Source organism: Vicinamibacteria bacterium (genome assembly GCA_035620555.1).
GTDB lineage: Bacteria > Acidobacteriota > Vicinamibacteria > Marinacidobacterales > SMYC01 > DASPGQ01.
This window is the reverse complement of record DASPGQ010000207.1, coordinates 1-12,376: the sequence shown is the minus strand read 5'-3', so window position 1 is coordinate 12,376 and position 12,376 is coordinate 1. Positions and strand designations below refer to the sequence as shown.

Genomic DNA, 12,376 nt, shown 5'->3' with positions numbered 1-12,376 from the left:
TCGAGCTCGACCGCGCGCTCCCCGCCATCGAGGATCCCCCGACGACGAAGTACATCAAGCACGTGCGTATTCAAAGCGAGCGATTGACCGAGTTCTGGGGAAGGCCGATGCACATCGGCGCCCACGTGCTGCTTCCCGAGGGTTTCGATGAGCACCCCGAGGCCCGTTACCCGCTCATGATCTTCCACGGACACTTCCCCCATGACTTCGGCGGATTTCGCGAGGAGCCCCCCGATCAGGATCTCGCTCCCGAATACAGCGAGCGGTTTCGCTGGGAGGGCTACAACCGTACCGTGCAGGAGCATGCCTATCAGTTCTACAAGGACTGGACAGGTCCCGACTTTCCCCGCGTTCTCGCCGTCGAGATCCAGCATGCGAATCCTTATTACGACGATTCCTACGCGGTGAACTCGGAAAACCTCGGACCCTATGGGGACGCCATCACCTACGAGCTCATCCCCCATATCGAGAAAGAGTTTCGCGGGATCGGCGAGGGCTGGGCGCGGTTTCTCTACGGCGGCTCGACGGGAGGTTGGGAAGCGCTCGCGGCGCAGGTCTTCTACCCTGACGACTACAACGGCTGCTTCGCCGCCTGCCCCGACCCGATCGACTTTCGCGCCTACACCGTCGTCAACCTCTACGAAGATGAGAATGCGTACTTCGTGACCGGTCCCTTCCACCAGACCCCGCGCCCGGGCCGGCGGGATTATCTCGGCCATGTCGGCTCGACCCTTCAGGACATGAACCGCCGGGAGCTGGTTCTGGGGACGAAGAGCCGCTCGGGGCAGCAGTGGGATATCTGGGAGGCGGTTTATTCACCCGTAGGCGAGGACGGCTATCCGAAGCGCATTTGGGACAAGCGGACCGGCGTCATCGACCGGGAGGTCGCCGAGCATTGGCGTGAGAACTACGACCTTTCGTACATCCTGAGACGTGACTGGGCCACCCTCGGGAAAAAGCTCGAGGGAAAAATCCACGTCTACGTAGGCGATATGGACAACTACTATTTGAACAACGCCGTTTATCTCCTGGAAGAGTTTCTCGAGAGTACAACGAACCCCCATTACGCCGGAGAGGTGGATTATGGGGACCGAGCGGAGCATTGCTGGAACGGCGACCACACCCGGCCGAATGCCACGTCGCGCTTGCGGTACCATCAGATGTTCATCCCCAAGGCGGTGGAACGGATGCTCGAGAGCGCTCCGCCGGGTGCGGATCGGACGAGCTGGCGCTACTGAGCCGATATTGCTGCTCGAAACGGACGGGATGGGACGCGTTTACGGGGCGCTGCGAGAGTTTGCCCCGAAGCGGCGGGTTACGGTGGACGAGATGAAGCCGACGCGCTAGCGCAGGCTCGCCCCAACGACTTCGTCCATCGAGGCCCCGGGTACTGAGTCTCCGGGGAGGTTCGACTCGCGCGGTTCGAGATCAGTCCGCGGCGAAGCAGTAGATCAAACCGTCGCCACCGGTCCCTTCCAGCGCTGACTGGCTGCAACCTCGCGAAGTGTGCACCGAGTTCCACGACGCGTTCGCGCCGCCGAGCCGGTCATGATGACCGAGGCGCGCCGTGTGATCGTCGCTGCCGCTCGTCCAGTTGTTGCAGGTCGACACACCAGCGTCCGTGTCGAACAGACGCCCCATCGAATCGGAGCCAGTCAGAATGTCGTGACGGTTCGGGGAGTCGCCGCGACCTTGAACCTCTTCGCCACGCTCGTTCAGAGCCGTGTACTTGCGGATGTTATTTCGATCCTCGTGCAAATCGGAGAGATTGGCGGCAATCAAGTCACCCTTGGCGTTGTGCCACGGCCCGCTCCCGATGCGGTCACGCGCATCCACACGCTCCGCGCCGGCAGCTGGCGCCTGACTCAGGTAGGCGCGCCAGGTTGCCTCTCCACGGCCCGCGGCCGCCCCGAGCCGCTGGCAAAGTGCATCCGCCCCGGCGAGCCCGCCGAGGTCGCCGCCGTTTCCCGGCCCGTCGCTCGTGACAAAGAAGGTCATCGGCTGTTGATTCTGGAACGATCCTGGCGACGCCCACGCGGAAAGAGCGACGACCGCGAGCAACCCTGCGAAAATTCTCATCGAATTCCCTCCTCCACTCTCGTTGATGAGGCGAACGTTCATGAGTACCTGCGGAAGTCTACACGATTTTCTCGACAGACTCCTAAAACCGTCGGGCTCTGGATATGCGTGACCTCCTCTGAAGGACCGCCGCCGAGACGGTCATGAGCGAGGTTCGCGATCGAATCGACGGCTACGTGCTTTTCCCGCGCGCCGCGATCGGCCAGACGGCCTCCACCCGATCGTTCCGGACCGCGTACATCTGATCGTAGAGGTTCACCACCGGGTCGCAGTGGGAGATGATGAGCTCGAGCTTGTCGCCCACGCGGTACGTGCGGCTGGCGTTCTCGTAACCGACCGTTCCAAACTCGTCGGATCCAGACCGATAGGTCATGCCGGTCTCGCCTTTCACGATGGCCCATGGTTGGTTGATCGTGCACGACTTTGCCCCGGCGTCGGTGGTGGCTTGCCCTTCGTACTGGTCGTTCAGCACGGTGGTCAAAATCGTGAGCGACGGCTCGAAATCGGAATACAACTCGGGGTCAGTCTTGCCGCCGATCGCCAGATACTGAGCATCCATGAAGATGTAGCTTCCGACCTGGACGTCCGTGAGACCAGAGGTCTCGTGGTCGATGTTGTAAGTGCCCGTCCCACCACCGCTGAAGATCTCGGTGCTCAACCCGGACTGTTTCATGGACGCGAACGTTTCCGCGGCAGCCGCGAGCCGCTCGAGCGTCTGGGCGCGCCGTTGGGGGAATCCCTTCACATGCTGGGAACCGCCATCGTAACAGAGTATGCCGCGAAGTGTGAGGCCGGGGAGAGCATCCACGAGACGCGCGAGCTCGAGGGCCGGCTCGCCGGGGGTAATGCCGGTGCGATGGCCCCCCGGGTCGACATCGACCACGACATCGGCGACGACGCCGACGGCCTGTGCCGCCTCGGAGAGGTCACGCGCGTTATTGGGACTGTCGGTGGCTTGGATGAACTGCGGGCACCATTTGCGTAGCATCATCGCCCGTTGGATTTTGTACGGCGTCACGTTGGTGGTCGTCATGAGGATCCGATCGATGCCGTACTCGAACATCACCTCGGCCTCGCTTACCTTGGCGACGCAGATGCCCACGGAGCCGGTTGCGAGCTGGAGCCGGGCAATGGCGGGGCATTTGTGGGTCTTGGCGTGCGGCCGGCTCGCGATCCTGTTTTGGCCGACCGTCTTCTGCATCGTGCTGAGGTTGGCCTCGAGGGCATCGAGATCGACGCAAAGCGCCGGTGTATCGAGATCCCACTTCGAGATCCCTATCTCGCGAGCATCATTGAGGGAGACGGAGGGCGCCTCGGCCCTCGACCCGGCGGACGCAGAAGCTTGTGTCCAGACGCCGGCGGCGCCAGCGGCTTGAAGAAATCGGCGGCGTGAGAACGAGTTTTCAGTCATGGAGCGAGTGTATACGCGAAATGTCATCCGATCGCAACGAACGTGGGCGGTGTGGAAACCTGCCTACGAAGAGAGCGTCAGCGATCATCGTGGTCGGAGGCACCAAGCTCTTGTCAGAGGCCCTCGGGATCAGCTCGCCCGACGCTCGATCGCGCGCCGAAATCGGCTCAACCCGAAGGCCAAGATCGCTGCGGCGCCCATCTCGGCCGCGACCGTCACGGTGAAGAGCGCCCAATGGATCTGCATCTCATCACCGAACACGTGGTCGCTCACGAGCGGTAGCAGCTGTGGTCCGAGGCCGAGGCCAATAATATTGATGACGAACAGATACACGGCGGTTGCACGACCGCGCATCTTGTTCGGCACCAGCTCTTGGATCGCGGCGGCCGCCGCTCCCCAGGGCATCGCCGCGGCAAACGTCATCGGTACCCAGAGCCCGAACGCCAGTGTACCCGTGGGCGCGAGAGGGAGCGACACGCCGAACGGAAGCCAGATCGCCACGGCGGTGATCCCGACGCGGAGCTTCGAATCGGTTCGGAGTCGCCCCCATCGATCCCCGAGCCAACCACCGAAGTACAAGCCCGCCATACCGACGAGCATCGAGTTAACCCCGATGGCTTTGCCGGTGAATGCACGCTCCCAGCCGTGGATGCGAATTAAGACCTCCGGCATCCACGAGAACGCCGCCAGCCCCGAGAGCGCGAGGAGTCCGAAACCGAAGTTGTGACACAAGAAGGCGCCCGCGTTGTCGCGAAAGTAGCGCAAAAACTCACCCGGTGCGACATCTCGTGCCGTGCGCTCACCGTCTCGACGCACCGGATCACGAAAGGTCGTGAGCAAGAGGAACGTCAGCGGAACCGTCGGGGCCGCGACGAGGAAGAACACGATCTGCCACATATGACGCTCGCCCACGAGGGGCAACCTGTAGCTCGCCGACTCCCCGACCCAGCCGATGAGGATGCCGCCGAGAAGCGACGCCATCCCGCCGCCAATTTGAATTCCCATCGAGTAGACGCTCAGAGCCCGCCCCAGCCGCTCGCTCGGAAACAAGTCGGTGATGATGGAGTACGCGGCCGGGGTCAGGGTGGCCTCGCCCGCCCCCACACCGATGCGCGCGAGCGATAGTTGAAAGAAGTTACGCCCGAGGCCGAAGCTCACCGACGCGAGCGACCAGAACGCCTGCCCAATGACGATGAGCCACCGCCGGCTCATGCGGTCTGCCAGCCACCCGAGCGGAAGCCCGGCGATCGTATAGAAGATCGCGAACGCGGGACCGATGAGGAACCCGACCTGGCTGTCGGTGAGACCCATCGTGCCCCGGACCGGTCCGATCAAGAGCGTGAGGATGGTGCGATCGAGAAACGAATTGATGTAGATGCCGAGCAGGAGGAAGACGCCGTACCACGCTGGCCAGGACGGTGAGGAAGAATTCATCGGCAGGCGTGGACTCTACGGTCCGAGGCGTGGGAAGGCAACTTCACGTCGTCGGTCAGGGCGGCGAGAATTCATCTGGATCGCTCGATCGATGGGAGTGTGCGTCGAGATCTCGGACAAAGAAGCGCTGTATGCGCCGTTGGATTCGGACCACGCCAACCGAGTTGCTGACGAGTGACCGACTCTGCTCTGGCTTCTGATGTCAGTGCCGCAGGTCGTTATGAGCCTGCTCGCTGGGCTCGCCGTGGGAGGCCAGATGTCGCTCGACGGCTTCGAGCTCGATTCTCCCGTTTGGTAGCTCCCTTCCCGTGAGCTCCGTGTAGACTTTGCCGACCTGGGCGGAAAATCCATCACCGACATAGCGGGCGATCGCCTCGTTGCGGCGAAGCGCCGACGCCATTTCCTCGACAGCGCTCTGGACTTCCGCAGGTCCGCCTGTCTCGCTCTTCGTCTGGACGACGCGTCGCAGCTCGCGAAAGAAGAGCTGCTGGTCGGAGACGAGAGTCCCCGTTCCCACGGGGCCATGACCTGGAGCGACGATTCGGGCGCCGAGCGCCTTCGCTCGATCGAGTGTCTCGATCCATTCGGTCACGTTCCCGTCGCCGACATAGTTGTGAGGGCCATTGACCACGGCATCGCCGGTGAAGAGGATCCTCTCCTTCGGAAGCCACGCGAATCCGTCCCCGTGGGTGTGGGCGGTTCCGAAGTGGCGGAGCTCGACGCGATGTTTTCCGTCGTCGAAGATCATCGTGTCGGGGAAGAGCAAACTCGGCGGCTCGAGCTTCACGTCGCGCAGGTCCTCGCGCTCTTTCGCCGCTTCCTCCCATCGCCCCGGAGAGCTCCCGTAGTGGCCCGTCTCGTACTTCTTCATCTCATCGACGACCCCGGTGTTCGCGACCGCGGTCGCTCCCTGGTCGACCCAGACCTGATTGCCGTAGGCGTGGTCGCCGTGATGATGGGTGTCGAAGGCAAAGCGGATGGGCTTGTCGGTGATCTTGCGGATCTCGCCAATCAGCAGGCGCGCCGCCGATGGGAAGTTGGCGTCGACGACGAGCACGTAGTCTTCGAGCACGATGAAGCCGTTGTTGCAATATCCTTTGTCGAGATCCCCTTGATAGAAATAGACGTCGGGTGCGAGCTCCTCGACACCGCCGACCTCCGCTCCCCGACCGAGCCCCGCCGTCGTAACCATCGCCAAAACCAGAAGGCCACTGAGTCGCAGCATGGTTTGCGTCTCCTCTCGTGATCGAGGAAACGATACGAGTGGAGGGGCGCCGGGGCAACCGCGTCGAGTTTGGTGTTGCCGCTCGCGTGGGACGTCTGCTCGACCAATCACCCGAACATCGCTTCCATATACGGCCTCGAGCAATCCGACGATACGCACTATCCTACTTTCTCCATGGGTTGGACCTCAGCCGCGAGGCGCGAGCCCAAGCGGTCTTTCTCCGATTCCAGATCGTAGCCAGATTGCAGGTTCATCCAGAACCTTTCTGACGTTTTGAAGTAAAGAGCTAGCCGAAGCGCTGTATCCGCCGTGATGCTTCGCTTGCCGTGAACGATCTCGTTGATGCGTCGAGGGGAGACGCCGATGTCTTTCGCGATGCGATACTGAGAAATGCCCAGCGGTTTCAGGAACTCTTCGAGCAGGATCTCGCCAGGATGGATTGGTGGAAACCTCTTTCTTGCCATAGCTATCTTTCCTCTTCTTCTCTAGCAGGTCTCCCCGGAACTCGACGACACGACCGTCGATGGCATCACGATAACCAGCGAGCATGCCGTCACGAGCCGACTCGGCCTCCTGCTGCGCTTTGCGTTGCCGCAACAAGTCGCGGACGAACTCGCTGGGGGTCGCGTACATCGTGCCGTCTCCGCAGTTGGCGTCGATGAACGACCGCAGCTCGTCGGTAAGCGACAGGTTCAAGGTGCTCGGCACTTTTTCGCTCCTTCGTTACCTAGCCAGTTTATCGCTTGCTTGTTTTTCGTCAATATTTGCCATACCGCCCAAACTCAGGGATTGGTGTCAGAAATGAACACTCTCGTCAGGGGTTCAACGGCTCGCAGCGCCGGGATGGGTCGGCGTTTCGCCTCGTTGGCTCGCTGGTACCAACAGTACGGGGTCAGTTCGGGATCCGTCGAGGTGGGTTGTAACCTTCCGTTCGTACGGCTACATTCTCCCGATGCCGCTCGCCGCCGGAACGCGCCTCGGTCCGTACGAAATCACTGCGCCCATCGGCAAGGGCGGCATGGGCGAAGTCTACCGCGCGCGCGACACGAAGCTCGACCGCGCGGTTGCCATCAAAGTCCTTCCCGAGGAGCTCGCGAGTGACCAAGAGCGCGTCGCCCGGTTCGAGCGTGAAGCGAAGCTCCTCGCGTCGCTGAACCATCCGAACATCGCGAGCATCTACGGATTCGAGTCCAGCGGCTTGGTACTCGAGCTCGTGGAAGGACCGACGCTGGCGGAGAGGATTGTCGAGGGTCCGATTCCGGTGCAGGAAGCCATTGCGATCGCCAGGCAGATCGCTGACGCGCTCGAGGCGGGCCACGGGGCAGGGGTCGTCCACCGCGATCTGAAGCCCGCGAACGTGAAGGTGAAGGAAGACGGCACCGTGAAGGTGCTCGACTATGGTCTCGCCAAAGCACTCGAAGGCGAGCTGACAACAGTCGCGGATTTCGAGCTATCGCACTCACCGACGCTGACGCGTCAGGCCACTCACATCGGTGTGATCCTGGGAACCGCCGCCTACATGAGCCCGGAGCAGGCGAAGGGCAAGCGCGTCGACAAACGGGCGGACATCTGGGCGTTCGGAGCGGTGCTGTACGAGATGCTGACGGGCAAGCGCGCGTTCGCAGGCGAAGACGTGTCCGAGACCCTGGCTCACGTTTTGACGAAGGAGCCTGAATGGGAAGCTTTGCCTTCGGAGATACCGGGCGTGCTTCGTCAGCTGCTGCGAATTTGCCTCGCCAAAGACGCGAAGCAGCGCCTGCGCGACATCGGTGATGCGCGGCTGGCGCTCGAGGGTGCGTTCGAGACGAACGCGACGCCAGGCGAGCCACGCATCCCCACACGGAAGACGCGGGCCCTCCTCGCCGCCATCGGCGTGCTCGCGATTGCCACTGTGGTTACCACCTGGGGATGGTTCCGTGCCGCGAGAAGCTTCCCCGCGGTGGCGAGGAATACGTACGTCGCGGCGACACTCGGCATCAACGAACACAATCTCACCGCGCTCACCGACCGATTCGCGGTCTCAGCCGATGGTACGCTGCTCGCGCTCGTGGACCCCACCCGCGGCGGGCTGGTCCTGCGGCGCACCTCCGGCCTCGAGGTGACGCCCGTCATGGGTGCGCCGCCCCAGGCGCGCTCGCCCGTGTTCTCTCCCGATGGCGCGTGGATCGCGTTCAGTGGCGTCAGGGCGTTGATGAAAATCCCGACCGCTGGCGGCCAGCCGACCGTGCTCGCCGAGGGCACGGACTATTTCATCAATCTCACCTGGGGCGCCGACGATCGGATCCGATACCCGTCGCTGCAAAACGACGCCATCCGATCCGTATCCGCGAGCGGCGGGCCCGTGGAGACGGTCTCGTTCCCGCGCGCATGGGTCAGCCGCGGAGTGGGGCTCCCGAACGGACGGTTGCTCGTGTCGTTGATGACCGAGGGCGAGAGGCAAATCGCCGTGCGCGAGCCCGACGGCACGTTGCGGAAAGTCCTCGCCGGCTGGGACGCGCGCCTGGCTCCGACCGGTCACCTGCTGTTCTCGCGCGAGGAGGGCAGGACGTGGTCGGTCCTGGCGGCTCGCTTCGACGTGAACACCGCGCGGGTCGAAGGCGAGGCGGAGGTCCTCGCGCAGGACGTCCCCGTACGGTACGCGACACCCGCCGGTGCGGACGCGGCGGGCAATCTCTTCTACATCGCCGGCACGACGCGGTCCGATCGCCGCGTCGTGCTACTCGATCGAGCGGGCGCCGAACGCGAGCTCCCAGTGCCGCCCGGCACTTGGGTGAGTCAGACGTTGTCGGCGGACGGCCGGTGGCTCGCCCTCGACCGCCTCGAAGGGGCGAACCGAACGCTTTGGACGGTGGCGCTGGATACGGGCGCCTTGACGCAGGTCACCTACCTCGATGACACCTTCGCCCCCGTGTGGGCGCCGGACAGCAGGCGCCTTTTCTACACGTCCTTCCCAATCGACGCGGACCAACGGAGCACGAGCCTGTGGAGCGTGCTGACGGATGGGCAAGGAAAGGTCGAGCCCGTCGCGGCGCAGTGGGATGCGTACCCCGGCGCTGTTTCCTCAGACGGGCGCCTCTTGTATTACCACGCCTATTCGTCCGACCAGGCACGGTCGGACATCCTGTCGGTGCCGTTGGACGGCGCGGCGCCGGAACCGACCGTGTTGCTCGCGACGCCCGCATCCGAGGCCCGGCCGACACCGTCCCCCGACGGTCGCTGGCTCGCGTACGAGACGAATGCGTCCGGCACCGAGGAAACGCGCGTGGCGCCGCTCTCGGATCTCGCCGCGTCCATCCAGGTCTCCACGCGAGGCGGCAGTCCCATTCGCTTTAGCCCGGACAGCACCAAGTTCTACTTCACGGATGGAGACACGATTGCCAGTGTGGACGTCGGTTCGCGCGGCCCGGTCCTGGCATCGCGGAGCGCCATTTTCTCTGTTCCGGGCGATCAGCACGGTCGCGTGAGCGTCACGTCCGATGGCAACCACGCCGTTGCGATCCGCGGCGGCCTCATCTACTCGGACATCGTCGTGCTGCAGAACGCGCTGAGCGCTTCACGATGAACCGCGTCAATCCCGTCCGCCAATCGTGAGGCTGCTACGCTGCGGGCGGAAATCAGGAGGATGCATTGCCATGCGATCGATACCGCGCTCCATCGTTCTTGCTCTTGCCGCAGGCATGTATTTCGGTGCCGCAGTCATTGCCTTCGGGCAGGAAACGATCCACGCGAACGCCGAACGCATGGAGGCACGGATCCACGCACTGTCGCGATTCGGTACGAACCCCGAAGGGGGCGTGAGCCGCGTCGCGTTCAGCGATGCGGATATCGCCGGCCGCGCCTATATCGTCGGACTCATGCGCGATGCCGGGCTCGACGTCCGCACCGACACGGCCGGCAATATCATCGGCCGCCGCGCCGGTGGCGAAGACGGGCTGCCTCCGATCCTTTTCGGATCGCACATCGACTCGGTGCCCGGCGGCGGCAACTACGACGGTGACGTCGGCGTCATCGGTGCCATCGAAGCGGTCGAGCTCATGAACGAGCACGGCATCGAAACCCGTCACCCGCTGGAGGTCGTGAGCTTCACTGACGAGGAAGGCTACCTGACGGGCAGCCGGGCGATGGTCGGCAGCCTTACCGAGGACGCGATGCAGGTCGTCACCCACAGCGGTCTGACGGTGCGCGACGGCATCCGGCACGTCGGCGGCGATCCGGATCGACTCGACCAGGCGGCGAGGAAGCCCGGCGACGTGACGGCTTACATCGAGCTGCACATCGAGCAAGGCGCGATCCTCGATGAAAAGGACATCGACATCGGAGTCGTCGAAGGCATCGTCGGGATACGCTGGTGGGATGTCACGGTACAGGGCATGGCGAACCATGCCGGCACGACACCGATGGACCGCCGGCGCGACGCGATGGTCTCGGCCGCGGAGCTCACGCTGGCCATCAACCGCATCGCGAACGAGCTGGAAGGCCGCCAGGTCGCGACGGTTGGCCAGATCCAGGCGCTGCCCGGCGCGCCGAACGTCGTCCCCGGCCAGGTGACGATGAGCCTCGAGATCCGCGATCTCGAGGCGGCGAAGATGCAGAAGGTGTTCGATCTGATCGAAGCCGAGGCGGGCCGCATCGCCGGGGCGCGATCGACGCCCATTGACTTCGACGAAATCGGCAACCTGCCGCCTGCACCGACGGCCGATCTCATGCGCGACATCATCGCGACGGCGGCGGACGAACTGGGCTTCTCATACCTGAGGATGCCGTCCGGGGCCGGCCACGACGCACAAGACATCGCGCACATCGCACCGATCGGCATGATCTTCGTGCCCAGCGTCGGCGGCATCAGCCATTCGCCGCAGGAATTCACCTCGGCACAGGACATGGCGAACGGTGCCAGCGTATTGCTGCGGACCGTGCTGGCGGTCGATGCGGGGGCGCTCGCACAAACCAGGTAGGAGGAAGGAATGAAGCGGGTTTGGGCGCTCCATGATGCGAAGAACAAGCTGAGCGAGGTCGTCGATCGCTCCATCGAGGAGGGACCTCAAACGATCACTCGGCGGGGTCGAGAAGCTGCTGTCGTTCTATCGATGAAGGATTTCAAACGATTGACGAGGCCGAAGGGGAGCCTTCTGAGCTTCTTTCGTAACTCGCCGCTCGCGCGAGTCGCGCTCGATCTGGACCGCGCCGATGATTACGGAAGAAAGGTCGAGCTTTGAAGTACCGCGCGAGAGCGACCGATCGAGCGCCGCGTCAACGCTCACCGCCGGTACGCTCGAGGAGCCAAATGTCCCCGTCCTCGGACGAGGGCTCGACGTGCAAGATGCCGTCATCGCTCAGACTGAAGCTCGTGTTGGGCCGCGTCGTGGCCACGAGCCTGCGCCAATCTCCGCTCTCCGAATCGACGAGGGCGATCTCCCTCGTGCCACGCGCAACGAAGTAACGCGAGTCGGGAAGCCAACCGCCAACGTTCCAGTCCGCCTGTCTCGACACCGCGAGCCGGCTCTCGTCATAGGTCCCGGTGGTCAGCTCGATTGCGCCGACGCTCAGGGCCTCCCCTCGCTCATTGATCTCGGTCACGGCGAGCAACCCTCCGGAAGGTGACCAGGGGCCGGGGATGAACGTCTGCGACGATCCGGGAATATCGATCGTCCTCAGCGCCCGCTCCGTCGTGAGCTCATTCACGGGCAGCTCGCCCAGCTTGCCGGCGCCGAAAGGAACGATGATCTTCTGGCCGTCGAGGGACCAGTGGAGCCCCCAAAAAAACTTCGAGATCGAGAAATCGGTCAATTGGCGAAGCTCCGAGCCGTCGGCGCGCACGGACCACATGGCCCACCCCCCGGAGCGGGTCGACATGAAGAGCAGTCGCTCGCCGTCGCGTGACCAGAGTATGTTTCGATCCTTGTGATCGTCGTCCGTGAGACGGCGCAACTCGGAACCATCGGCGCGCAGGAGCACGAGATCCTCCGGCGCGCCGATCGTCGAGCAAGCGAGCCACACCGCGTCGGGCGAGAGGCGGCACCAGCGAAGCGAACGGGGGTTCAACGCACGCACAAACGTGACCGGTGGGTCGACGTCGGGGACCACGCGGTAGAGCTCGAGACTCGCGCTCAATTCATACACACTCGCGACGAGTCTCTGGCCGTCCGCCGAAACGCGCGCCCAGCCGAGGTTGCCAAAGTTCGTCGTCAGCGGTTCGGGGTCTCCGATCGGACCGCCTGAATCCGGAT

The 12,376-nt window shown here is 63.7% G+C and carries 10 protein-coding genes; 4 read left to right on the top strand and 6 right to left on the bottom strand.

The genetic code is table 11. The features are described from left to right. On the top strand, window positions 1-1,238 hold a 1,238-nt coding region (locus tag VEK15_08375; protein ID HXV60695.1), incomplete at its 5' end, for an alpha/beta hydrolase-fold protein. Window positions 1,239-1,428: 190 nt separating this feature from the next. Here the strand turns inward: VEK15_08375 and VEK15_08370 are convergent. From VEK15_08370 to VEK15_08350, 5 genes are all read right to left on the bottom strand, one after another. Beyond that, window positions 1,429-1,998, bottom strand: a complete 570-nt coding sequence (locus tag VEK15_08370; protein ID HXV60694.1) for a hypothetical protein — start codon at window positions 1,996-1,998, stop codon at window positions 1,429-1,431. A gap of 253 nt (window positions 1,999-2,251) precedes the next feature. Then, on the bottom strand, window positions 2,252-3,490 hold the full coding sequence (locus VEK15_08365; protein HXV60693.1) for a DSD1 family PLP-dependent enzyme: 1,239 nt from the start codon (window positions 3,488-3,490) through the stop codon (window positions 2,252-2,254). Between the two features lie 129 nt (window positions 3,491-3,619). Further along, on the bottom strand, window positions 3,620-4,924 hold the full coding sequence (locus VEK15_08360; protein ID HXV60692.1) for an MFS transporter: 1,305 nt from the start codon (window positions 4,922-4,924) through the stop codon (window positions 3,620-3,622). A 202-nt stretch (window positions 4,925-5,126) separates the two neighbouring features. Further along, window positions 5,127-6,149, bottom strand: a complete 1,023-nt coding sequence (locus VEK15_08355; protein HXV60691.1) for an MBL fold metallo-hydrolase — start codon at window positions 6,147-6,149, stop codon at window positions 5,127-5,129. 158 nt (window positions 6,150-6,307) lie between these two features. Continuing rightward, window positions 6,308-6,613 carry a HigA family addiction module antitoxin gene (locus VEK15_08350; GenBank protein HXV60690.1) on the bottom strand — a complete coding sequence of 102 codons (306 nt, stop codon included), beginning with the start codon at window positions 6,611-6,613 and terminating at the stop codon, window positions 6,308-6,310. Between the two features lie 488 nt (window positions 6,614-7,101). Between VEK15_08350 and VEK15_08345 the strand changes: the two genes are divergently transcribed. The 3 genes from VEK15_08345 (at window position 7,102) to VEK15_08335 (ending at window position 11,365) form a co-directional block, all read left to right on the top strand. Next, complete coding sequence (locus tag VEK15_08345; GenBank protein ID HXV60689.1) at window positions 7,102-9,711, top strand: protein kinase; 2,610 nt, start codon at window positions 7,102-7,104, stop codon at window positions 9,709-9,711. A gap of 70 nt (window positions 9,712-9,781) precedes the next feature. Beyond that, window positions 9,782-11,104: a Zn-dependent hydrolase gene (locus tag VEK15_08340; GenBank protein HXV60688.1), complete on the top strand. Its 1,323-nt coding sequence runs from the start codon at window positions 9,782-9,784 to the stop codon at window positions 11,102-11,104. Between the two features lie 9 nt (window positions 11,105-11,113). Then, complete coding sequence (locus VEK15_08335) at window positions 11,114-11,365, top strand: type II toxin-antitoxin system Phd/YefM family antitoxin (GenBank protein ID HXV60687.1); 252 nt, start codon at window positions 11,114-11,116, stop codon at window positions 11,363-11,365. A 34-nt stretch (window positions 11,366-11,399) separates the two neighbouring features. Here VEK15_08335 and VEK15_08330 read toward each other — a convergent pair. Then, a partial coding sequence (locus VEK15_08330; GenBank protein ID HXV60686.1) for a hypothetical protein occupies window positions 11,400-12,376 on the bottom strand: 977 nt, incomplete at its 5' end.

Excerpts from the sequence above, each read along its gene's own strand:
- VEK15_08370 (HXV60694.1), bottom strand. The coding sequence starts at position 1,998 with ATGACCTTCTTTGTCACGAGCGACGGGCCGGGAAACGGCGGCGACCTC.
- VEK15_08365 (HXV60693.1), bottom strand. The coding sequence starts at position 3,490 with ATGACTGAAAACTCGTTCTCACGCCGCCGATTTCTTCAAGCCGCTGGC.
- VEK15_08360 (HXV60692.1), bottom strand. The coding sequence starts at position 4,924 with ATGAATTCTTCCTCACCGTCCTGGCCAGCGTGGTACGGCGTCTTCCTC.
- VEK15_08355 (HXV60691.1), bottom strand. The coding sequence starts at position 6,149 with ATGCTGCGACTCAGTGGCCTTCTGGTTTTGGCGATGGTTACGACGGCG.
- VEK15_08350 (HXV60690.1), bottom strand. The coding sequence starts at position 6,613 with ATGGCAAGAAAGAGGTTTCCACCAATCCATCCTGGCGAGATCCTGCTC.
- VEK15_08345 (HXV60689.1), top strand. The coding sequence starts at position 7,102 with ATGCCGCTCGCCGCCGGAACGCGCCTCGGTCCGTACGAAATCACTGCG.
- VEK15_08340 (HXV60688.1), top strand. The coding sequence starts at position 9,782 with ATGCGATCGATACCGCGCTCCATCGTTCTTGCTCTTGCCGCAGGCATG.
- VEK15_08335 (HXV60687.1), top strand. The coding sequence starts at position 11,114 with ATGAAGCGGGTTTGGGCGCTCCATGATGCGAAGAACAAGCTGAGCGAG.